Source organism: Solibacillus sp. FSL W7-1472 (genome assembly GCF_037969775.1).
GTDB lineage: Bacteria > Bacillota > Bacilli > Bacillales_A > Planococcaceae > Solibacillus > Solibacillus silvestris.
The window spans coordinates 1520130-1544054 of sequence record NZ_CP150208.1; the positions used below are offsets into that span (position 1 = coordinate 1520130).

22 protein-coding genes are annotated in these 23925 nt (G+C 37.0%); 15 read left to right on the top strand and 7 right to left on the bottom strand.

Annotated features, from left to right (window positions below; translation table 11 throughout):
• Nucleotides 1–228 precede the first annotated feature (228 nt).
• Nucleotides 229–1284, top strand: coding sequence for a hypothetical protein (locus MKY07_RS07390; RefSeq protein WP_339264253.1), 1056 nt, complete (start codon nucleotides 229–231; stop codon nucleotides 1282–1284).
• 72 nt (nucleotides 1285–1356) lie between these two features.
• Here MKY07_RS07390 and MKY07_RS07395 read toward each other — a convergent pair whose 3' ends face one another.
• Genes MKY07_RS07395 through MKY07_RS07405 form a run of 3 tightly spaced genes read right to left on the bottom strand, consistent with a single transcriptional unit; the run spans nucleotide 1357 to nucleotide 4415 of the window.
• Nucleotides 1357–2928 (bottom strand): YndJ family protein, encoded by a 1572-nt coding sequence (locus tag MKY07_RS07395; RefSeq protein WP_339264254.1) that lies wholly within the window; start codon nucleotides 2926–2928, stop codon nucleotides 1357–1359.
• Nucleotides 2897–3505, bottom strand: a complete 609-nt coding sequence (locus MKY07_RS07400; protein WP_008408924.1) for a DUF4166 domain-containing protein — start codon at nucleotides 3503–3505, stop codon at nucleotides 2897–2899. The genes MKY07_RS07395 and MKY07_RS07400 overlap by 32 nt, the downstream gene beginning before the upstream one ends.
• 1 nt (nucleotide 3506) lies before the next feature.
• A complete protein-coding gene (locus tag MKY07_RS07405) occupies nucleotides 3507–4415 on the bottom strand; it encodes a DoxX-like family protein (RefSeq protein ID WP_008408926.1) in 909 nt (302 codons plus the stop codon).
• 185 nt (nucleotides 4416–4600) lie between these two features.
• On the opposite strand from MKY07_RS07405, the gene MKY07_RS07410 reads away from it, so the two are divergent.
• Nucleotides 4601–5233 (top strand): hypothetical protein, encoded by a 633-nt coding sequence (locus tag MKY07_RS07410; RefSeq protein WP_339264255.1) that lies wholly within the window; start codon nucleotides 4601–4603, stop codon nucleotides 5231–5233.
• A gap of 106 nt (nucleotides 5234–5339) precedes the next feature.
• Here MKY07_RS07410 and MKY07_RS07415 read toward each other — a convergent pair whose 3' ends face one another.
• Nucleotides 5340–6626, bottom strand: a complete 1287-nt coding sequence (locus MKY07_RS07415; RefSeq protein ID WP_339264256.1) for an ectonucleotide pyrophosphatase/phosphodiesterase — start codon at nucleotides 6624–6626, stop codon at nucleotides 5340–5342.
• 4 nt (nucleotides 6627–6630) lie between these two features.
• Entirely contained in the window at nucleotides 6631–7878 is a 1248-nt protein-coding gene (locus MKY07_RS07420; protein WP_339264257.1) for an MFS transporter, read from the bottom strand.
• A 155-nt stretch (nucleotides 7879–8033) separates the two neighbouring features.
• On the opposite strand from MKY07_RS07420, the gene MKY07_RS07425 reads away from it, so the two are divergent.
• From MKY07_RS07425 to MKY07_RS07435, 3 genes are all read left to right on the top strand, one after another.
• Nucleotides 8034–9206: an MFS transporter gene (locus tag MKY07_RS07425; RefSeq protein WP_339264260.1), complete on the top strand. Its 1173-nt coding sequence runs from the start codon at nucleotides 8034–8036 to the stop codon at nucleotides 9204–9206.
• A 179-nt stretch (nucleotides 9207–9385) separates the two neighbouring features.
• Nucleotides 9386–10051 carry a metal-dependent hydrolase gene (locus tag MKY07_RS07430; RefSeq protein WP_339264261.1) on the top strand — a complete coding sequence of 222 codons (666 nt, stop codon included), beginning with the start codon at nucleotides 9386–9388 and terminating at the stop codon, nucleotides 10049–10051.
• A 178-nt stretch (nucleotides 10052–10229) separates the two neighbouring features.
• A complete protein-coding gene (locus tag MKY07_RS07435) occupies nucleotides 10230–11216 on the top strand; it encodes a GGDEF domain-containing protein (RefSeq protein WP_339264262.1) in 987 nt (328 codons plus the stop codon).
• A 134-nt stretch (nucleotides 11217–11350) separates the two neighbouring features.
• Here MKY07_RS07435 and MKY07_RS07440 read toward each other — a convergent pair whose 3' ends face one another.
• Entirely contained in the window at nucleotides 11351–12217 is an 867-nt protein-coding gene (locus tag MKY07_RS07440; RefSeq protein ID WP_065217123.1) for a transcriptional regulator, read from the bottom strand.
• Nucleotides 12218–12659: 442 nt separating this feature from the next.
• Between MKY07_RS07440 and MKY07_RS07445 the strand changes: the two genes are divergently transcribed.
• From MKY07_RS07445 to MKY07_RS07485, 9 genes are all read left to right on the top strand, one after another.
• On the top strand, nucleotides 12660–13211 hold the full coding sequence (locus MKY07_RS07445) for a sigma factor-like helix-turn-helix DNA-binding protein (protein ID WP_339264263.1): 552 nt from the start codon (nucleotides 12660–12662) through the stop codon (nucleotides 13209–13211).
• Nucleotides 13204–13371 (top strand): YvrJ family protein, encoded by a 168-nt coding sequence (locus MKY07_RS07450; RefSeq protein WP_008408942.1) that lies wholly within the window; start codon nucleotides 13204–13206, stop codon nucleotides 13369–13371. Before MKY07_RS07445 ends, MKY07_RS07450 begins: the two co-directional genes overlap by 8 nt.
• Before the next feature lie 14 nt (nucleotides 13372–13385).
• Entirely contained in the window at nucleotides 13386–13571 is a 186-nt protein-coding gene (locus MKY07_RS07455; protein WP_008408944.1) for a hypothetical protein, read from the top strand.
• A 633-nt stretch (nucleotides 13572–14204) separates the two neighbouring features.
• Nucleotides 14205–15854, top strand: coding sequence for a hypothetical protein (locus MKY07_RS07460; RefSeq protein WP_339264264.1), 1650 nt, complete (start codon nucleotides 14205–14207; stop codon nucleotides 15852–15854).
• 221 nt (nucleotides 15855–16075) lie between these two features.
• Nucleotides 16076–16558 carry a DUF2975 domain-containing protein gene (locus tag MKY07_RS07465; RefSeq protein ID WP_008406511.1) on the top strand — a complete coding sequence of 161 codons (483 nt, stop codon included), beginning with the start codon at nucleotides 16076–16078 and terminating at the stop codon, nucleotides 16556–16558.
• 11 nt (nucleotides 16559–16569) lie between these two features.
• Nucleotides 16570–16785 carry a helix-turn-helix transcriptional regulator gene (locus tag MKY07_RS07470; protein ID WP_339264265.1) on the top strand — a complete coding sequence of 72 codons (216 nt, stop codon included), beginning with the start codon at nucleotides 16570–16572 and terminating at the stop codon, nucleotides 16783–16785.
• 32 nt (nucleotides 16786–16817) lie between these two features.
• A complete protein-coding gene (locus MKY07_RS07475) occupies nucleotides 16818–18062 on the top strand; it encodes a DUF4153 domain-containing protein (RefSeq protein WP_339264266.1) in 1245 nt (414 codons plus the stop codon).
• 190 nt (nucleotides 18063–18252) lie between these two features.
• Nucleotides 18253–19806 (top strand): long-chain fatty acid--CoA ligase, encoded by a 1554-nt coding sequence (locus tag MKY07_RS07480; RefSeq protein ID WP_339264267.1) that lies wholly within the window; start codon nucleotides 18253–18255, stop codon nucleotides 19804–19806.
• Nucleotides 19807–19888: 82 nt separating this feature from the next.
• Complete coding sequence (locus MKY07_RS07485; protein ID WP_065217119.1) at nucleotides 19889–20671, top strand: enoyl-CoA hydratase-related protein; 783 nt, start codon at nucleotides 19889–19891, stop codon at nucleotides 20669–20671.
• 131 nt (nucleotides 20672–20802) lie between these two features.
• On the opposite strand, the gene MKY07_RS07490 is transcribed toward MKY07_RS07485, so the two are convergent.
• Nucleotides 20803–22617: a serine hydrolase domain-containing protein gene (locus MKY07_RS07490; protein ID WP_339264268.1), complete on the bottom strand. Its 1815-nt coding sequence runs from the start codon at nucleotides 22615–22617 to the stop codon at nucleotides 20803–20805.
• A gap of 185 nt (nucleotides 22618–22802) precedes the next feature.
• Here MKY07_RS07490 and MKY07_RS07495 point away from each other — a divergent pair, with 185 nt between their 5' ends.
• On the top strand, nucleotides 22803–23780 hold the full coding sequence (locus tag MKY07_RS07495) for an NADPH:quinone reductase (RefSeq protein WP_339264269.1): 978 nt from the start codon (nucleotides 22803–22805) through the stop codon (nucleotides 23778–23780).
• Nucleotides 23781–23925 lie beyond the last annotated feature (145 nt).

Below are 23925 nucleotides of genomic sequence, written 5' to 3' on the forward strand. Positions count from 1 at the left end.
CTAATTTCCTACATCGCTTACGAAAAATGAATATTTAGAATAATTAAATATCAGTTCGATAGTATGTTATAATATTAAAATTGTAGATAATAAAATATGGAAGGGGAGTATGTAGGGGGAAGTTGAAAAAGGGGCTGTATGATTGAAAAATTTTATTATGGAGAATCAAGCCTTTGTTATAATTTATAAAATACATAGTTGTTAATGGATTAAAGGGGTGTCAAACGTGTGAAAAATATATTTAAAATTGGAAGCGCATTTATAGGAGTAATCGTTGGTGCAGGATTCGCTTCAGGACAAGAGATACTGCAATATTTTACAAGCTTTGGAATACTCGGGATGTTCGGGGCAATTTTATCAACTGTACTGTTTGCATGTATTGGTATGCTTTTAGTATGGCTCGGCAGTTATACAAAAACGAAATCACATAAAGATGTTATTTACCGGATTAGCGGGCGTTATCTAGGAACGGTAATCGATTTTATTCTTATTTTTACGTTGTTTGGCGTAGGCGTCGTTATGCTTGCCGGTGCCGGTTCGAACTTAAATCAACAGTTTGGATTACCGATTTTTGTAGGTACGACCCTTATGACAATACTCGTACTATTAACAGGATTTTTGAAAGTTAATCGTGTTGTTTCCATTATTGGGAGCATAACGCCGATTCTCATTATTTTTGTTATATGTATAGCAATATACAGTTTACTAACTATGGATGGCACTTTTGCATCATTGAACGAAGTAGCACAAGCAACACCAACTACATTGCCAAACTGGTTTGTTTCCAGTATTAATTATGTTTCATTCAATATCGCTGTTGGAGCATCGATGTCAATTGTAATGGGTGGGGCTGAAAAAAGTCCAAAAACTGCAGCAATCGGTGGTTTAGTTGGTGGTCTTGTTTTAGGGATACTGATTCTCTTAATCCATTTAGCTATTTTTTCTAAAATTGAGGAAGTTGGCACATTGGACATGCCAATGCTAGGAATTGTTAGTAATATATCTCCAGCATTAGGTATTGTCATGTCTTTAGTTATCTTTGGAATGATCTATAATACTGCGGTTGGAATGTTTTTTTCTTTCTCGGCTCGTTTTGCAGAATCAGGAACACAGAAATTTAAAATATTCTTTATCATTACGATGATAGTTGGCTATTTAGCAAGTTATGTAGGGTTTACAGGACTGGTTAGTTATTTTTATCCACTAATCGGTTATTTGGGAATTATCCTCATTATTGCGCTATTGGCAGCTCCGTTTATTATTAAGAGACAAGAGGCGCAATAATAATCTATCTGTACAAGCTCAAAGCTACCATTTTTCAACAATGGTAGCTTTTTACTATACATTTGTCTATTTCTAATTTGATTCAGCCTCTTTAAGGCTTTTTTGTATCGTATAATCAATATGTAAAAACTTCATTCCAAAAAGTTTCATATCATGTGTAGCAGTAAGTATCCCTTTTTGTTCTTTTATTACAAAATACTCATGGAGCGGCAGTTTGAAAACGTAGGAACCGATCGCCAAATATGTACCTGCATCGCCTTGTCCATCACTTGTTAAGTAAAGTGCCCGGTCTTTTGCGGAAAGCTGTAAAATTCCGTGCATTGAAGAGAATGGCAAGGGCAGTGCGATATTCATATAGGTATTAGTTGCATCTTTATGCTGCGAATAAATCGCATTAAATACAGGTTCGCCATTGATCGACCGTTGCCAGACACGCGGTTTATCCCGGCCATCATTTTGCGGTTCAACTTGCCAAATTTCACCGTCCATCATAATCATTTTTGAAGAAAAGGGTAAATTCAACTGTCCCATTTTCCGGCTGATAAACTGATATACAAAAGCAAAAGGTTTAAACCATGGTGCCCACTGTACAGATGCTTTTAATTCAAACTGCGTCGTACGTTCATAAAAATCAGCGATTAAAACATGGATATCCTCTTTATTTATATAAGAAGACATCTCATCAACCAATCCGTGAGCCGGCTTGTTAGTCGGAGAAAAGTTGCCTCGGATTTTACTTACCGGGAATGAATAATCGATATGCTTTGACGGCGGAGTATAAAGACTCCAAGCGATTACCACGGCAATACCAAACCCTAAACAATTTAAAAGCCCATGAAAGTCCAGCATATCCGGAATATCCACAATAATCATTCCAGTTAAATTACTGTAAGCGTATAAAAATGACCAAATGATTGTAAAACATAACGTTATAAAGGCAAGCCGGATAAATAAGCTTTGCACACGCGGCAACCGCCATTTCATGACATAAAAGTTAATACTGAAAATAGCAAGTACATATAAGCTGACCGAAACGATTTCAACAATTCTTGAAAAGGTAATTCCGACAGCTACTAGCATTGGTCCTGCGGCAATAACGGCACAGCAAAATTTATAGTATCGGGTCATATGAAGACGCCCAATCAATCCAATTGTAATACAAAGTAAAAAGGCGGAATAATGAAAGTGAATAGCAGTTAGCCATGTAATAATCGGACTAAATCCTGTATTCAACTGTAAATGGAATGCCAAAAACCATAATCCACCCACCACAATATAAATCAGTCCGATATCAATCATTATTTCAGCCGTATTTGTAAATCCCCGTCTCAAAAATCGGTTGACCCCATGGGAAGCAATGACAAGTGTACTTAGCAAATAAGCCAGCACACAAAGTAGGATGAGGAAATCCTGTTGCGTGAAATACAGCATTGTTACAGCCAATTGGCCGATCACAATAATCAGCTTTTGCCAATTTTTCAGCAAAACTAACTGTTCCAGTATGACTGGTACAAAGATCAGTTGTGCCAATGTTAAGTAGTAGTACATTGATGTTGGCTCATTAAATAACAGTAGGGCAGCCATACAAGTAAGACCGATGATTGTTAAAGGTCTACTGAGCACACGGCGTAAACTGACCAGCATACATCATCATCCTTCCAATTAAATCATTGTAAATGGAGACATGGATCGTATACACATCCAACACATCGTCATAACCTTCCGTTACAACTACTCGACCTGTCAGTTTCTTTGGCAGGGCAACCTCAGTCTGACCAATGACAGCACGCTGATCTGCGGAGCGTATCATTAAGGAACCATCGTTTGTAACATCCATTTTTAAATCGGAGTAGAACAGGGCCGGATCCCCTAAATAATCTTTTACAATTTGCCGCTCCAAATCGACCGTCATTGTCGCATTGAACTTGCGTGTTGCCTGTGGAAAGAGAAAAGTGCGCTCCCAGTATACTTCAGCTTCCTTTTCATTGTTTAATCTTGCTGTATTCATTATTGTAAAAGGAATTTCCTCACCATTTTCGGGAAAAAGAAAATCGGTTTTCGTAAACAAATGATACATCGGACGTAAAAAACGCGGTCCGGAATGAATGACTTGCATTGTTCCTTGAGCATGAAAAGGCTGACCTAATGGAAGTCGGTATCTTTCCTGCAGTTTTGGATGCAATTGATTAAAGTTATTTCCCAGCATTGTTTCGTAAATCATATTAAGCACCTCTTTTTCGTTTGCAAAATCTTGCAGTCGGTAATTCTTTAGTTAGCAGTAAAGCAATAATCGAAGCAATCCATAATCCAATATTCAGTGTGACAACATTAAATGGAGCTGTTGCAACTGAAGGCGCAGCAATAATTGCGCTTAATGTCAGAAAAGGGAACAACATAATTTGCGCCTTTAACAGCAGTGGCTGCAATTTCGGCACCAAAAAAAGAATTCCAATGATTATTTCCAAAACACCTATTGCAATAATGGCCGTCGATGCTTGCCCCAATGAAAGCGGAGAAAGGTTCATCAGCATATCAATTTCAAGGGGATGCTTCATTAACACTTTCGGTATGAAACCTTGGTAGAGCCAAGTAAAACTGAACAGGAAGCACAGTAAATAATAGCTGAAAAAACGCCGGTACTGGGTTGCCGGCTTTTCTCCGGCTTCAATCCATCTGGCCAGTACATTAAAACTGAGCGCGGTAGCCCAGCCGATAACAGGGCGAAACAGTTGGTCGAATACTTGACCGAATTGACCAAACCGGACGTCATAGTCATACTGGGTTAGAAAGGTAACACGGTCACCATTCGGAATATATTGCCAATAGCCGCGACCTTCTTTAATTGGGGAGATCTGTTGCGGTGTCCCGAAATGGAGAGAAGATGTTTTAACACCACTTGCTTTTTCGTGTGTTCCTTTACTTTCACCCCAACCTGAAACTGACAGGCCGGGCATGATTTTTGTCGTATATGTAAATGTTTGAGGTTCGTCCTCATGTTGTTTTTCGTTGTAAGTGATGGATGTAAATCGCAAATCCCACTGTTCATGCAGATCGGGCTGCTGTGTATAGTGCCATACCTCTTCGATCGAGCTGTCTATTACGGTTTCCACATAAATTGGCTTTTTCTTCAAGATGTTCAGCTCCTTCATTAAAAATGAAATAATGTATTCTCCCCATTCATCATACCTTAATATTCCTCCTGTGATTAGTCGGAATTTACAATATATTGATTTTGCAGAATGAATATGAATCTTTTACATTATGAAGTAATATAAATGATGGGTAGACCGAGTAACCGATTTTAAGGGGTGAAGCAATGGACTTTATTTTAGATTATAAATGGTTTTTCCTCATTACTGCAGAAGTCGTTTTCTGGGTGTGTGCGATTGCTTTTTTATTATTACGCTACTGGTTTAAGTTGAAAAAGCTGAGTTTATTTGTTTTTGTCATTTTTATCTTGAATGATTTATGGATTGCACTATTGGCTTATTTGGATTATCAGCGAACTGGTGAATTTTCGATTTATCAAATCATCATCGTCATAATCATTATGTACGCAATGACATTCGGAAAATCTGACTTTAAAAAGTTGGATGCATTTATTAAAAGGTGGGTTGCTAAAAAACGGGGAGAGCCGATCGATGAGTCACTTCAACCTGTCAAACTGTATGGTAAGGCATATGCGTTACATGAATGGAAGCAATTTGCGGGGCATTTCGTTGTTTTTATCATTGTTCATATAGGGTTTGCTATTGCAGTCGGTCTTTCAGATAGCATGCAGGAAACGCCTTATAATGAATTATTCGGCATGTGGTTCGATGATGAAAACAGTAATTTCCCTTTTAACAATGAAGGGGTTAATAAATTCAGTCAGGTGTGGCTGCTAATTCTGGCCATTGATTTTGTGATTACATTATCATATACATTATTCCCGAAAAAGAAATCATAAAGGGCAAATCCGGTTAACTAACTAAAATAGATTAAATGGAGTGAGTTTTTAAAGAAATAATATACCCCTTTTGATTATTCATTCAAAAGGGGTTTGGATCATATTATTATCGCTTAAATATTTCAGTCAATGCTTGGCCGTCTGTATTTCCAAAATCCAAATCCAAAATATGAGCAATTGTCGGACCGAGATCGACGACACAAGCTTCGCCAATGTCTGAGCCGGCAATTACATTGTTGCCGGAAATAATCAGATTGCTCGTATAGTCAGGTTTAGTTGGTGAGTAGCCGTGAGTCGCGTACTTTTTACCGAGTGCATGTAAGTCGATGACAGCTTCCTGTAAATGGTCATCTTCAAAAGCATAGCCTTCTTTTGCCTCAATCATATAGCGGAACTGACTGTCTACATGAAACTCTTGTAACTGCTGCGTACTCAAAATAGCTTCGATGCCGTAAGTTTTATTGCGTGCAGCTTCCTGTAAAATAGAAAGAGCTAATTGTTCTGCTTCCGTATCGCCTGGCTGTACATGCAAATAAGCAGCTCCACCGGCACTTTGGACATATGCGCGCCAATGCCATTTTCCATTTTCCTCATAAATAAGACCTTCCTCGTATAAAATTCGGTTCAAATACACTTTGTACTGAACATCGAGCTGACTATGGTCACCGACAATTATAAAAGTCGTTTCTTCATAAATACCTTCATCTTTTGTCGCCTGGACTAGATCTCCAATCCGACGGTCCATCCGTTCGATTACTTCTTCGATATGTGGTCCTTTTGTTCCAAGTAAATGCTTCGTATCATCGAGGTCAATTAAGTGCATTAAAAGTAAATTCGGCTTTCTCTTCTTAATCGTATCTACTGCGCATACTGTTGTGAAGTCATCTAAATAAGGCTGCTGAATCCCTTGCCGAACTTTTCCGTACTTCATTTCCATTTGCAATGTAAACAATTTACTGCCGCTTTTTAGTATTTTTAATGCCTGATTCTCGTTTTTGATCGCTTTTATTTCCGGGATATTAAAGTTAATATTCGCTTTTCCTGATACTGGCCACAAAAGCCCGGCTGTCGTGAGTCCTTTTTCTCGAGCTGCTTCATATACAGTTGGAGCTTGGATATCACTGCGGAACCAGTGCCAGTTTTGCTCGTTTTCAGGGACGAAAGGCTGGAACGGATTATTATGGAAAACCCCGTGCCGGTCTGGATAGACACCAGTCACATAGGAACTGTGTATGACATACGTAAGGGTTGGGTACACACTTTTCAGTAAATTTGTAGAGGCCCCTCGTTCAATCAGTTTGGCTAAATTCGGTTTAGACGCTGCACTTTCCCAATTATCCTTAGAAAAGGCGTCATACGAAACAACAATCACATAATTACTTTTTTTCTTCATCTGATCACCTTACTAATTTAGTTTGTTCATGCGCATCTTTTGGCAGCATTAAAAAGACAATGAGCCCAATTATGAACAGAGGAATAATCGATAAAATGCTATATCGGGCATCGCCGGTAATCGTTGTTGTCAGTGCCATTAGAAAAGGTCCGATAATTGCAGCAAATTTACCAAAAATGTTATAGAAACCGAAAAATTCGTTGGAACGCTCTTTCGGAATAATTTTACCATAATAGGAACGGCTTAATGCTTGAATCCCGCCTTGAGCAGAACCAATCATAATCCCTAGAATAAAGATATGCCACATTTCCGAAATGAAAAAAGCTGCGATACAGGCAATGACATAAGTCGTAATCCCGACGATTATTAACGCCCGAGTCGAATATTTTTTTGCAAGTGACCCATAAAGAAGGGCAAACGGGAATGCTACAATTTGAATAACGAGTAAAATGGCCAACAGCATAAAGGTATTCAACCCGTCGGAACCTAAAACGCTTGTCGCGTACGGAACAACCATTTTAATAATTGTATCGACACCATCGATATAGCAGAAATAGGCGATTAAAAACATGAATACTATTTTATAGTCTTTAATATTTAAAAAGGTTTGCCCTAATCGTTTGAAACTATTGCCGATCGGATTTGGTTCGGGTTCAATATAATGGCGCTGTTTGACGTCTTTAATCATCGGGATTGTCAGTAACCCCCACCATAGCGCGGTAATGCAAAATCCGATTTGATATCCGATTGCGGCATCCATTCCCATAATTAAGATGACGGCTAAACTAATCCCAAATGGAATGACACTTGAAATATAGCCGAAAGCAAAGCCGGACGATGATACTTTATCCATTTTCTCATCTGTCGTCACATCGACTAAAAAAGAATCATAGAAAATATTAGCGCCGGCAAAGCCGATGCAAGAAAGAATGTACATGACGATTAATAGCTGCCATTGCCCGCTATCGGGTGAAATAAATGTAAAGGAAAGAGTAGAAATAATGCCGACTAACGCAAAAAATGTGAAGAAACGCTTTTTCTTATCCTTATAGTCCGCAAAGGCTCCTAAAATGGGACTAAGAACGGCGACTAATATGCTTGCAAGTGAATTGAAATAGCCTAAATCCATGTTGTCAACACCTTGAAACATCCCAAAGACAATCGGGAAAAGGGCGGTTGTGATCGCAATGGAGTAAGCAGAATTCCCGCAGTCATACAAAATCCAGGACTTTTCTTCTTTTGTCAGCTTCACTTAATTAAAACCTCCTAACCTACTATTTTCAGTCATTATACCATTATCTTGAAATTGAATATTGAAGACATACAGAAATTTCATATTAGTGAAATATTGTTTACGTAAACTCTGTATAATGGAAGTTATCTCTAAAAATTTACAGGAGGCCGGCTATGACAAGGATTTTTAACTATTTTCATCCACTTGTATGGATTATATTAAGTGGGACGATTTTTGTACGGACTGCGAGCTTCATGGCAATCCCGTTTTTAGCTTTATATTTACATAATGAACTTCAAGCCTCGCCGTTATTAATCGGGGTTACGATTGGAATTGCGCCGCTGTTCTCAACCTTTGGCGGACTGATCGGCGGCTACTTGACCGACAGATTTGGACGAAAAGCGGTTATTATTATTACAGTCTTTATATGGAGTCTTACATTTATTGGTTTTGCACTGGCTCCTTCAGCTGTGTATTTTGTCGTGTTGAATGCAATGAATGGGCTATGCCGTTCATTTTTTGAACCGGGTACCCAAGCACTGATGATTGATTTTACAGAGGATGCGAAAAAAAGACGGTTATTTTCTGTACGCTACACGGCCATTAATATTGCGGCTGTAATGGGACCACTACTTGGTGTATGGGTCGCAGGCTTATCAAGTCCAGCGACACCGTTTCTGATTACCGGCATTATGTATGCATTGTATGGCATATTTTTACTCGTAATATTAAACCGCTATGAAATGAAACAAAAAAGACTTGGTTCAAACCAACAAATCCGAACGATATTACGTGCAGTTATCCAAGATCAAAAGCTGTTGCTGTTTATCGCAGGAGGTATTTTGATTACAGTTGGTTATTCCCAGTTCGACTCGACACTGCCGCAATTCATTAATATGAATGTGGAAGATGGGGTGAAGCTCTTTTCCTATGTGATTGTCGCAAACTCCATTACAGTGCTGGCATTTCAGCTGCCATTAACAGTATTAAGCGAAAAAATTTCAATTTATAGTTCACTGAAAATTGGCGTTGTCATTTTTGCGGTCGGATTATTTCTGTTTGGCGTTTCTGGCAGTTCTTGGATGTTCATTGCGAGTATGATAGTATTTTCGGTCGGTGAGATTTTCTGTTTCCCGATGATGAATGCCGTTATTGAGGAAATTGCGCCTGAGGACCAAAAGGGGACATATCTTGGTGCGTCTCAGTTTAAAAATATAGGCGGATTTATCGGGCCGATTATTGGTGGCTGGCTATTAACAGCTTATATAGATTATATGTTTGCAATTATTTCATTAATCATGCTTTGCAGTATTTATATATATAACCGCGCGCAAAGGCTGGCTTAAAATCTGTAAAACTGGCGGCGCTATGTAATAAAACAAAACAGCAGCTCATAAAGTGAAGCAGGTTCCTCTAATGAAAAAACTTGATAAATAGAACTCTGTTAAGTACAATGAACTCTTTGAATACATAACGAGTTCGCGGTAACATCCGCTATAAGACTTTACAACAAAGAGGTGGCAACATGAAAGGTCGAACACATTTAACGATTGGGTTAGGAATCGGGGCAGTAGCATCTGTCAGCCAAGCATCTGAAATGATTCCGGTCGTCTTAGCTGTATCTGCTGTAGCTTCACTGGCTCCGGATTTAGACGGAAACAATCTGTTGAATAAACATGTAACGAAAACGGCGAAACAAATAAAAAAAGGCGGACAATTGGTCGGCGGTGTGATAATGGTTCTGTCCTTGGCAGCTTATTTAAACTTTCTGCCTTTTTTGGATGGTGTATGGTTTACACAACAAAATAAACTGCTGTTTTTAGTATTGGGCGCCATCATCATTGCCTTATCCATGAGAAGTCAGGAAACGCTTAAAAATATTTTAATGACTATTTTGAGTTTATTCCTTCTGTATTATGCGATTACCGATGAGATGTGGTGGCTCGTACTGTTTGCTGTATACATTGGGGCAGCTGGATGGTTTCCGCATCGAGGATTTACCCATACGATTTGGGCGGTGGTCTTTTGGGCATATATGTCCCATCTGCTGGAAGTGAGTACAGGCGCGGAAAATTTAGCGATTATCTCAACGATGGCTTATTTATCTCATATTTTAGGTGATATGATGACGAAAAAAGGGGTTAAATTCATCGCTCCTATTACGAATAAAGTATTTAAAATACGAATATAGATTTTTGGAAAGGTCTTTCATCAGTTGTTTTAATGAACTGTCGGGAGATCTTTTATTTTTAGTTAATTATTATTGAAATAACATCGTATTATGCATAAGCTATAATAAATTATGGGATTATAATTTAGAAATATATCAATAATTTTAGCCCAATATGGATGTTAGAGGAGGGTGATTTATGATTGAAATGCATCGTAAAAATTCTTTATTACTTCTTTTAATAAGTATTTTTTACTTTACACAAATAATATTTAATATTGTCATTGAAGGAATAGAGAGCATATTTCCTCCAGCAATCTTTTTTGGGATATTTGGGCTTATCATGATATTGTTGATTCTAAAGAAAGTAAATGCCAAATTTACAATGTATGTAATGGTCGGTAGCATGTATATTTATTTTTATTATCTGCTTAACGATTCTCCGTATTTAGTAAATTATCTCTTCATGTGGCTCGCTCTGCCGCTAAGTGCCATTTATCAACAGATAAAAGCCGTTTTAATGTCAGGGATCGCTTCGATTATTCTTACATTCTATTCGTTCTTTTACCTTCACGATGAAATTTTTCCGAACGTCATCAAAGAAGACTTTATTTATTTAGTACTGTTTGGAATTTTTATTACGATTTTTCATATTACATTCATTCTTAAAGTAAGAGCGGCCAATGACAAATTACAGGACTTAGCCTATCATGATCCATTAACCGGAGCAGCAAACCGTTTATTGCTTAAGGAAAAGTTTGATGTGATGAAGTATGAGAATGTCGACTCAATTGCATTATTGTTCCTTGATATGAATGGCTTTAAAAACGTAAATGATACATATGGCCATGAAGTTGGGGATCAGTTATTGCAAATTATTGTTTTAAGGATAGATGGTGTATTGAGAGATACGGATTTACTTTGCCGATTAGGTGGAGATGAATTTATCGTTCTAACGTCTAATATCGATCAGTCTATAGTAGAAAAGATTGCAGATAGAATCCAATCTGCACTAGAGAAACCAGTGATTTTAGATCAACATATAATTAATGTTTCGGCAAGTATTGGATGGCACTACACAACGGAAGTTTTAAATGCAAATTTAGATGAGATGATTAAAGAGGCGGATCGAGCAATGTATAAAGAGAAAGAATTGAAAGATTTACCAGGCGGTACGATCAACTAGTAAAAAATATAGTAGAGGCTAGGATAAAAACCGCCTCAAAATCAAAAGCCGTTCAAATTTGAACGGCTTTTTTGTGACTAGTTCGTAGCAGGAGGAAGCTTTCCAGGGGCAAGGTAGATATTTAATTCCTCGTTTTAAACAATATAATTTGAGTATTTTTCGACTTCTGTTTTTAATATAGATAGTAAATCGAACTGATCTAAAACTTCCAACATGTTCATCCCCTTATGACTCCAATATAATCCGCATTTGCCCATATTGTTCAAACAAATACCCTTACGTATATAACAGATTGATAAATTAATAAAATGTTTTTCTATTTTACACAGTTCGATTGAATTTTCTAATTGCTTTAAAGCCATATTATAATCGCTATTTTTTAAATATAGCAGCGATAGATTAATTAAGAAATTTATTTTTATCCGATTTATATTCTGGAAATTTTTGTACTTTTCAATGTGCCGAAAAGCAAATGTTTTCATTTCCACAGCAGTTTCAATTGGAAAAATATATAGTATAGAATTTAGTAAAAAGATATCGGATAAATACAAATTGTCTCTACGAGATAGTTCTTCCCAAATGGGCTCAGCAAGTAATTTTGCATAATGAATATCGTTAGTATTGGCTAATATAGCTAGACTTTTTATAATAATATTTATTTTATTAATTAGTTTATCCTCTGGAAATTCTTTTAAGAATGAAATACAACTTTGCTGTAATTGCAATAATTTTTCCGAATTATTATAGGTTTGATTATAAAAATTATTAATAATTTCATCTCTTAAAGGCATGGTATATCCATTATCGATATATCTAAATTCTTCATAGGAAGTTTCTATACGTACTAGAAATTCACTTAAGGTAGAGTGTTTTATATCTTTATTTTCTCCTAGTTCAAATTTGGAGAAATTACCTTGAGTACAGATATTGTTTGATACATATTTTTGCGAAAATCCTTTGCCAACTCTGATTTTTTTTATAGTTTCTCCATAATTATTCATAATATCCTCCCAAATATTCTTTTACTAATATTATAAGCCGGGAAAGTGTAAATTATGTAAAATAAGTAAAAAGGGGGGTGAGAACATGATTGATATAATTATTATCGCTCTAGATTTGTGGTTAGTAGGAATTGGGGGAGGTTAATAAGACTTTTTTACAGTAGCATTTGGTGTGTGATAACGGGATGGCACCAGTATCAAGTAGTAAGATTCACAACTATTACTGCTGGTGCTCATCTTGTATTATCTAGTGTACCATCAAGGTTGAAAAATTACATCAATAGGGATATTTTTAATATCCCTATAACTAAATTTTTGGTTGTATTATTCTTTGGAATTTCCCCTATATATAATAAGAAGGTAAACGTTCTATTCGGTCTTTTTTAATTAAAAACGAACGGAAGTTCATGTTTTAAGAATAAAAAGATAAGGGGTTTGAGGAATGAAAATTTTAAATCCTGATGTCGTGAATAGTAATGTGTTTAAACGGTTTTTAGAGATCGAAAAATATAACAAACTGTATAATGCATACTTACAGGAACCGACAAATACTAATGCGGATTTTTTAAATGAACAATTCAAATATTTTGAAAGGCAAATCATACGTATCGCCTATATCAAAAAAGCAATTATTTATGAATCCAGAAAATTTGATTCAAAGTTAAGAGAGCACAATAGGAAGTATGAATTGAATTTGGATGCTCCAATAAATGAAGGCCTGGCAATGGTTGACACAGTTCAAGATGAAAAATCTTTTATACAATTCGAAAACATTTTTGAGAATGACTTAGAGAGCTTGTTGAGTGATGAACTGTTAATAACCTTATTAAAACGTTTAAATGCTAAGCAAAAACAGGTTTTGTATTATCGGTATGTAAACGAGTTAACTGAAAAGGAAATTGCGAAGATTTACAATGTATCACAACAAGCTATTTCTAAGATGATTCATAAATCAATTAATATTTTAAGAGAAGGGAGGGAGGGGGATGATTGAAGGACAGCTGTTTCAAATATTAGGGAATTTCGGGTTTCCTATTACCATTGCGATTTATTTATTAATGAGATTCGAAGGCAAAATTGATTCATTGCGAAATTCGATTGACTTATTATCGAACGACCTCACGAAGTCAACCCATGATAGGAGTAAAAAATAGAGGGGAGGTTAACTATGGTCGAGCAGTTAGATCCAAATGAAATTATTCAAGTAATAAAAAGAATGGAACCTGTCATTTCATATTCTTCACTGCAAACTAGAATGGAAAATCGGGATGACCTTAAGCAGCACCTTTATGAAGTTACCATTAAAACTTTAAAAAATACGGTTTTTGTACAACCAAAAGGATTGTTTAAATGAATAGAATAGTTGGTGAGGCATTTTGATATCTAAGGAGTTCGTTGCATCTTTGGATTATTAAAATGCCTTTTTAATTGATATTTGCCTTTCGCATGGAAGTTATATAAAAAATAATCCAAGAAACTCGCCTGATATTTCAAAGGTGTTAAAAGTGATACATAAGGTGTTTTACTGTATAAACTGCATTATTTGGGGGTTTTCCATATTAATAAGTTTTAGAAACAGTAATAATAGGGAGAAAAATGTCTTTTTTATTTAGACAATTTTTACTGACATGAGATATATGTAAAATAATTTAACCTAGTTATACAGTAAAGGAAATTACATGAAATAACATACAGAGCAAGTATGAAAGCGTAATCATTCTAATTTAAGGGAACGATTTTGGCTGTCTTTTTTATTTCGTATGTTGCAAAATTCGAAAAATTCGTAATGGAGTCATCAGCTCTTTTAATCTGAGTTAAACAATATTGTAATATAATTTTGGTATATTCTTAACAGGCAGTAGATGGTGCTGCCAAAAAAATTGAGGAATCATTTTACTCGGTTCAATCAGAGGTGAAACGATCAATACCGGGAGTAATGAAAAATCCATCCTATCAGTACAAAATACGAATTAGGAGCGATCAAGTAATGAATAAAAAACAAATGGACTCTAAAACAGCGAATAAAAATTTTTCTAAGAAAGTAGCGCCACTAGTGATGTCAACATCATTTATAGCTGCATCATTTTTAGCGGCTGGTGCACCTATTTCTGCAGCAGAGCTAGATGCAAAGGATGTTAATCCGGAAATTATTGAACACGCAAAAAATCATGGACAGAAAGTGTCTGAATTTGCAAAGAGCCTGCCAGGTTCTCCTGAAAAAGGGAAGCTTGTTAGCCAAGTAGCCCAACAAAAAACCGAAACTACGGATGAATTAGATAATATAGATGAAACAACAGATGAGGTTGTTGAAGATGGTGTAGCAGAAGTGCCAGAAACACCGGCGACTGAAGAGGATCAAGTAGAAGAAGGTATAAATGAGGAACCAGCACCAGAGTCTGATGATGACCCAGTAGAAGAGGGTGAAACTGAAGAAAATCAAGCAGAAGAAGAGGTAACTGAGGAACCGGCAGCTCCGGTAACTGAAGAAGATCAAGCAGAAGAAGGTGCAACTGAAGAACCGGCAGCACCAGTAACTGAAGAAGACCAAACAGAAGAAGGTGCAACGGAAGAACCGGCAGCACCGGTAACTGAAGAAGACCAAGCAGAAGAAGAGGTAATTGATGAACCGACAGCACCAGTAACTGAAGAAGACCAAACAGAAGAAGGTGCAACGGAAGAACCGGCAGCACCGGTAACTGAAGAAGATCAAGCAGAAGAAGAGGTAACTGAGGAACCGGCAGCACCGGTAACTGAAGAAGACCAAGCAGAAGAAGGTGCAACTGAAGAACCGACAGCACCGGTAACTGAAGAAGATCAAGCAGAAGAAGGTGCAACGGAAGAACCGGCAGCACCTGTAACTGAAGAAGATCAAGCAGGAGAAGAGGTAACTGAGGAACCGGCAGCACCGGTAACTGAAGAGGACCAAGCAGAAGAAGGTGCAACTGAGGAACCGGCAGCACCTGTAACTGAAGAAGATCAAGCAGAAGAAGGTGCAACGGAAGAACCGGCAGCACCAGTAACTGAAGAAGATCAAGCAGAAGAAGGTGCAACGGAGGAACCGGCAGCACCTGTAACTGAAGAGAACCAGGAAGAAGATGGAACATCAGAAGGTGACTTTACTTCATGGATAGAAGGATCTTATCAGTTTATCGATAATAGCTATCAAAGCCTAATTAACTACTATCAAACTCATATTGAACAATATTTAAGTAATATTGATTCTGAACAATCTAATGAAGAACCTGAAAATGTTCCAGTAATTGATGAAACAACTGAGGCTGATACTGATGTTGTTGAAACGGTTCCAACAGATGTAGAGGAAGATACGGCACAAAATCTTCCGGTTGATGATACAGTTCTACCAACTGAAACTGAAGAAACGTTGGAAACTCCAGTAAATGTAGATATTGAAGAGCTACCTTCTACTGTAGAAACTCCAGAGCAGGTAACTGAAGAAGGGGATAACACTGTTTCAGAACCAGTACAAGAACCCGTACCAACAGAAACGGAAGAAATAAGTGTAGATCCTGAAAAGGAACAAAATCAAGCTGATAAAATCGCATTAAAAGATAAAGTGGTTGGTTATTATCAAGATCTTGTAGCATCATTCTCTAACTTTTTAAGCTTCCTAAAATAAGAGGGACAAAGTGAAAATAATTAAATAACAGCTAGTAAAAGCTTGGAAAGCCTTAATTAATAAGGTTTTTCCAAGCTTTTTATTTGTTAGGAAAGCAATTTATTTAAAGTGGAACACTAATGTGCAATAAATAAATAACGAAATTTGATATAAATTTATTGATTATCGATAAATAGTATATTAAGATCAAAAGTGAAAATAAATAAGTGAGGTGCGTTTTTATGGAAAAAGTAACTACGTTGTTTTTAAAAGTTGCTGTTATTTTTTTGGGGATTCCAGTTTTGGCGCTGTGTATCTTTTTAGTTCCTGAGCTGGCAAATGTTGCAGCTGAAATGCTTCCGGATTTTGCTTTCATAAAGTATTTTGTTTACATTGCTTTCGATGCTTCGGCGATTCCTTTTTTCTTTGCTTTGTATCAGGCTTTCCAACTTTTACGCTATATCGATAATAATAAAGCGTTCTCCGATTTAGCTGTGAAACCTCTAATGAAAATAAAATACTGTGCGATAACAATCAGTGTTTTGCATGTGCTAGTTTTACCGCTTTTTTATGTCTTTGCGGAATTGGACGACGCACCAGGAGTTATCTTTGTCGGATTGATTGTTCCTTTTGCTTCATTGGTAATTGCAGTCTTTGCAGCTGTTCTTCAAAAACTTTTACAAGAAGCAATTAATTTTAAATCTGAAAACGATTTAACGGTCTGAGGTGAAAAGCAATGGCAATTATAATCAATATTGATGTGATGTTAGCAAAAAGGAAAATGAGCGTAACAGAACTTTCGGAAAAGGTGGGGATCACGATGGCGAACCTTTCTATATTAAAAAATGGGAAGGCAAAAGCAATCCGGTTAACAACTTTAGAAGCCATTTGTAAGGCGTTAGAATGCCAGCCTGGTGATATTTTAGAGTACAAAAGTGATGAAGACTGTTAACTATTACAGCGGAAATAAAGGGAGGGAATTCAATGGAGAGTAGTAATTTGGTTATTGAAAATAGTACTAAACCCGATGTACTCGAGAGAATGTATAGAAAAGACCCGAACGCTTTTACCAAGTCATTCAAACAAGCATGGGAACAAAATCCTGATTCTCCAATTCTGAGTGTTTGGTATGAAAGACTGAATTTCAGCGAAAAGGAAAAGAAGTCGTCGATGCTTGAAAATGGATTTATTTTCATGGGCATACTAGCGATTATGGCAGGGGTAAGTACGAGAATCATATTCCATTTTATCGAACAGGAAACAATTGCTCCCATTAATTTGGCATTTGGTATTATTCCCTTTATTGCCGCCTATTTTGTTTACAAGCATACTCCTAATAGAAGTATTATTTATTCTTTAATAGCCTTATTTCAAGTTTCGGGAGTATATTTGAATTTGCTGCCCTTAGATTTCAACAGTGATAGCATTATTTTAGCTTATTTACATTTCCCCATATTCTTATGGGTATTGTTAGGGCTTGCATATACAGGAAATGATTATTTACAAAGCAGTACAAGATTAGCATATATTAAATTTAATATAGAATATGGTATTCTCTATGCCAGCATGGCAGTAAGTGGGATGGTTCTTGCATTATTAACGATGCAGTTGTTTAGCTTTATTGGCTTGAATATCGGGGACTTCTATTTTAGTAATGTCGTGTTATTTGGTGCAGCGGCACTTGCAATAGTAGGTGTGCACCTCGTTTCAATGAATCTAAAGCTTGCTAAAAATGTTACACCATTTATAGCGAAAATTTTTAGCCCTTTAGTTTTAATCACTTTGCTCGTATATCTCGTAACAGTCATATCAGTCGGAAAAAATCCGTTTTTGGACCGCGACTTTCTGATTGCCTTCAACGGAATACTACTTGGCGTCCTTGCTGTTACAATATTCTCCATTACCGAGAAAGAACCGGATGGTAAAAAGAGCATCTTTGACTATGTCAATATGGCATTAATCGTTGTTGCGCTCATCATTGACAGTGTTGCATTATCAGCGATTATGTTCAGGATTACTTCTTATGGTATTACCCCTAATAGGCTCGCCGTTTTAGGTGTAAATATACTGATCTGTGCAAATCTGCTATGGATTATGATTTCCTATATGCGTTTTCTACAAAACAAATCCGGACCGATTGCTATCCAAAATGCCGTTACGAAATATTTGCCCGTATACGGAATATGGGCGGTTTTCGTTATATTTACTTTTCCGGTGATTTTTAATTAGTCATATAGCAATTACAAGCAAAATATAAACGACCTCTGCTTTTTTGAGCAAGGGTCGTTTTATTTTTCTCTGGACTTTACAAATAGAGTGGACATTCTATAAAGAGAATAGTCATTCTAAACATATCAGCGATTGAATATTTATTAATAATAACAACTTAATAATAATTTTAGAAAGAAAGGTGATGGAGATGGAACAAAAAGTATTATCGATGTCCCAACAACTGTTGATAGGGGAAGCGCTTAAATATGCTGCACATAATGTTCCTGAAAGGGATGCGTTTATTTATGGAGATCGTCGTATAACCTATCGGGAACTTTTGACGCGTTCGATTCATTTAGCGGGATGGCTTCAAGCGCAAGGGATTGGTGTAAATGATAAAGTTGGATGTTTGCTGAAAAATGGACTGCCCTTTGTCGAGCTATATTTTGGTGTCTCTTTATGTGGTGGCGTTTTTGTCCCGATCAATTTCCGTTTAGTTTCTAAGGAGATTGAATATATCGTTAACCAATCCGATGTAACTATCTTATTTATTGAAGAAGAATTTATCGAAAGCATTCGCTCGATTAACTTGCCTCAAGTTAAACTCATTGTCCCAATTAAATGCGGGGATTCCGAACTTCAAACAAATATGATTTCATGTGAGGCAATATATAGTACACCTGCTGACTACGAGGAAGTAAAATTCACTGACGAACATGCACATGCAATTATTTATACATCAGGAACAACAGGTAAACCAAAGGGCGCAGTGTTAACCCATAAAAATTATTATATGAATGCGATGAATAAACTCTATCATTCTCCACCTAGAAAGGGAGCAAAGCAACTGATTATTCCTCCTCTTTTCCATGTTGCAGCTCTATCCTCTCTTCTGCAAAATTGTCTAATAGAAGGCACAATTATTTTGCATCGTGAGTTCCAGCCGGATATTGTTCTAAAAACGATTCAGGATGAAAAAATTGAAACAATGTTTATGGTTCCTGCGATGTGGAATTTTCTGTTTCAAGTGCCAAACTTATTAGAATATGATTTAAGTTCGATGACAAACTGCGCTTTAGGAGGAGCAATCTGTCCAATTGAAATAAAGAAGAAGATTTTGCAAGTATTTAAAAATGCAAGTATTTTAGAAGCATTTGGGCAGACAGAAATGAGTCCCTCCACAACATATTTAGCGGGTGAAGATGCACTAAGGAAGACTGAATCAGTTGGAAAACCTTCTATAAATGTAAGAGTAAGAATCGTGGATGAAGAAATGAATGATGTGCCTATTGGAGAAGTGGGAGAAATTGTGTACCAGGGACCCACTACAATGAAGGAATATTATAAAAATAAGGAGGCCACAAAAGAAGCATTTAAAGGGGGATGGTTTCATAGCGGCGATTTAGTTCGAATGGATGAAGAAGGATTCATTTATGTAGTAGACCGGAAAAAGGATATGATTATTAGTGGTGGTGAAAACATTTATCCGAAAGAATTGGAAGATGTTTTATATGCTCATCCGGATATTTTGGAAGCTGCCGTAGTGGGTATTCCCGATCCTCAATGGGGTGAGGCTGTCAAAGCATTTATTGTCTTAAAGCCTGGTAAACAGATGACTGAGGAACAGGTAATTCAATATTGTCAAAATAGCATTGCCTCGTATAAAAAACCCCGGGCAATTGAATTTATGGAATCTTTGCCTAGAAATGCAACAGGAAAGGTACTTAAAACGGTTTTACGTAAGGGAGCGTACCAATTATAACTACAAGAATGTACAGAATCCAGGTTTTAATTTTCGGAATAGTCATAATTTTCCGGGAAATAATGAAGGAGGCAGAAGCGGCTTGCTTAACAAAAGGATACAAGTGACAACTGCAGAAAATGGTGTTTGTACCGTTAAATTAAATCGCCCTCAAGTGAGAAATGCGCTAGACCTTCCAATGCGGGAAGAATTAAGAGATTTCTTTACTGAAGTTAAAAACAATGATGATGTGAAAGTAATTGTTTTAACAGGTGAAGGAAATACGTTTTCTGCGGGCGGGGATTTAAGTGCGTCAAAAGCGGTTGATGGGGCAACCGGACGGAAGAGACTGCAATCGGGACATGAGATGATTTCTTCCATTGTAAATCTTGAGAAACCTGTTATCGCTGCAGTAAACGGAGCGGCAGCTGGAGCAGGGGTAAGTCTGGCATTAGCTTGCGATATGATCATTGCAAATCAATCTGCTGTATTCATTCAAAGCTTTTCAAAAGTTGGGTTAATTCCTGATTTAGGTGCAATCTACTTTTTACCTAGACTCATTGGAAGACATCGGGCACTTGAAATGATGTTTTTGGGAGACAAAGTATCAAGCGAGCAGGCTTTAGATCTTGGGATTGTTAATCGAGTAGTTGGAGACGAGTCGTTGACAAATGAAGTTTACAAATTAGCGGAACAGCTTACAGAAGGTCCACAAATGGCTCTAGGATTAATGAAGAAATTAGTAAATAGAAGTGTTCTTGATGATCTGTCCCAATCTATGGAGCTAGAAGGATTTGCACAAGCAATGTGTTTTGAGTCGGCAAATTTTAAAGAGGGTGTCGAAGCCTTCTTTGAAAAACGAAAACCTGTTTTTAATAAATCATAGATCGAAAAAATTGATTTCATGAAGAATGTACCGGGTGCATTGACAATCCTAATTTTTTTCTGCACCAGGTACATAATGAAATAGAATAATTATGAAAGCTTGAAACGCAAGTGCAAATGCAAAAGGATTAATTAATAATAGAGCTCCCAGCAAAGAATGAGTACGACGAGTAATAGTGCTGACATATATGAACATACATAGCGAATTTTTATCCCACCTGCAGGCTTTATTTTTCTCCAGTTTAAAAATAGCGTTACTAGACAAATGGCTACGAAGGCGATATATGCGAAATTCAGCCAAAAATGAATTTTTAAGGCTGAGTAAGAAACATAATTCAAAGTTCTATATGCTAAAATTATGATATTTATAAAAGGTATAATATTCGTGGAAAGTAAAAGCAATTCCCATTTATCTATAACTGTCCCTCTGACTGCTTTTTTTCGATTGATGATTTTTTTGATAAACAAAATCACTAAAACTATGAGCGTATACAAACCACTAAAAGCTGCCGCTATGATACTAAAAATATTAATGATTTTCATATTTTGAGAGACAGGCAAAAAATCACTTGTCGGCATTGAAATCTTTTCCACGCTACCACCATTCAGCGTAACATGAAAATATATACGGTAATCATCTAAAGATCTATAAAGATAAGGCGCGATTTGTTCAATCTCCATCCCAAAAGCATTCACTCTGTTTGTTTCTGTCGCTTCAAAATGACCAATACTAAGGGCGCTGTACAGTTTAGTGAAACCTTTATAAGGTTGCCTTGCCATAAAGTAACTTCCATCAAGCTCATGCGCATTTGGCATTGTTTGCTTGCCAACATCAGCAGAATACTCCCCGTACACAAGGGTTGGCAAACCGTAACTCAGTCCTGCTTCACCCGCCTGATTAGTAAAAACAATTACGCCCAAATTTTTATCTTTTGAAAAGGTAAAATTGCTCGAAAAACTATCTGTATTTCCCGCATGTTCAAACACTTCAACTGTATATAGCCCTTTCCAAAAACCATGTGCATTACGTGGTACGCCATCGTCATAAACATCACTTGTCGTCAGCATTTCATCTAATGTACGATTATTGTGAAACAACGGGCTGTTCTCGCCGTCTACCGGCATAAGAGCCAACATGAATTTAGCTGCATCCTCGATTGTACCGATTGCACTTCCGGCGGGATATAAACCGATAAAGATTCGTTCATTTTTAGAAATAGTAAATTCACCGTCGCTGCTCACAATATATCCATAAATGTCATCTCTTTTTATTTTTACATTGTCGTTATCTTCCTGTGTCGGATGAATCGTTGTGTCCTTCATACCTAAAACAGAAAATATATGCTCGTTCACATAATCATAAAAGGGCTGTTCTGTAAGCTGCTCCACAATAAAGCCTGCAAGTGCTACACCATAGTTTGAATAAGCGACTACACTTCCTGGTTCGTGCACTTGATAAGGCTCAGTAATATGAAGCATTTCTTCCAAAGGCTTTATTTCGTTTGCTGACATATAGAAAAGATCTGTAAATTTTTCTTCCCAGCCAGCATTATGGTGCATAAGGTTCAACATTGTAATCGGAGCATCATGCCGTATTTTTGTCAAAAATCCTTCCGGTAAATACGTACGAATATCTCCATCTAATTTCAATTTCCCTTGCTCTACAAGCTGCATCACACTGGTCCACACAAGAAGCTTCGTAACGGAGCCCCATTCAAATACAGTATCAGTTGTGACTTTTACCTGATTTTCAACATCAGCAAAGCCATACGACGTATTCAAGAAAATTTCTCCGTCCTTTATAATCAGTACATTGGCTCCAGCTGTAGAAGTCCCGATGTATTTCGAAGCATATTCATTCACACGGTCCTTTAGATCGGTATAAGCAATCCCTGAAGGTGTAGACATAAGTTCTTTTGCAGAAACAACTGGTACAAAACTTAGCACCAGTACAACTACCAATAAAATTATTTTTCTTATTATTTCTCTCCTCCTCTTATATCAATACATACTAAATAATTGAAATATTACAATTTTAAATAATTTACATATGTTTTTAAGCGAAGCTATCTGTATACAAATGATAATTTTTCTAATATTCTTAATACAAAATAGATAATGGGGTGAAGTTAGTGAAAACGATACGAATCAATCAATTTGGTACTTCAGAAAATTTAGTAGTAGAGCAGGCAGAATTGCATACGCCAGCTGAAAATGAAGTACTGATAAACCTTTATGCAGCAGGCGTGAATCCAAGTGATGTTTATACTTCTACAGGTACATATGCGATAAAACCGAATCTTCCGTATACGCCAGGCCTAGACGGTGCTGGAATTGTGGAAAAGATCGGCGAGCAAGTGACAAACGTAAAAGTAGGGGACCGAGTATTTATCGCGAGCTTGCCGAATGGTAAGGCGACCGGTACATTCGCACAACAGATTGTTTGTGAATGCCGCTTTGTTCATCCGATTCCTCAGCATATTTCGTTTGAACAAGGAGCAGCATTAGGAGTTCCGGCATTGACTGCATACAGAGCAGTAGTTGGAAGAGCAAACGTGCAGTCAGGGCAAACGGTTTTCATTCACGGAGCTAGTGGCGCTGTAGGTTTGCAGGCTGTTCAAATCGCAAAAGCTTTAGGTGCAAAAGTGATTGGAACAGCAAGCCGTGATTCCGGGAAACAGCTTGTAAAAGAAGCCGGCGCGGATGTCGTGCTGGATCATATTAAAGAAGAAACAATGAATGCAGTTTTGGAAGCCAATGACGGCAAAGGCCCAGATGTTATTATTGAATTTCTGGCTAACGAAAATCTGCAGACCGATTTGCAGATGATTGCTAAGCACGGCGTAATCGTTATTGTCGGAAACCGTGGAGAAATCGAGATTAATCCTCGTCTAATTATGCAAAAAGATTGTGATGTACGGGGCATGGTGCTGTTTAATGTGTCTGCAGAAGAACATCAGGAACTGATTCATGGTGTGGCAAAGCTTCTTGAATCAGAACAGCTCAAACCTGTTGTTGGTTACAGTTATCCGTTAGAACAGGCTGGCAAGGCATTTGATGCCGTAATCAAGGGTGAACATAACGGGAAAGTAGTTGTAATAACTCAATAATAGATTTTTGGACTAGTAAATATACTAGTCCTTTTTTTATCTAACAATACTCATAAATAATTTGAATACTTATGTTACTATTTTGTTAGTTTACAACTATTTAACAAAAAGTTATCAAAGATTGTTATGATAGTTGTATAGAACG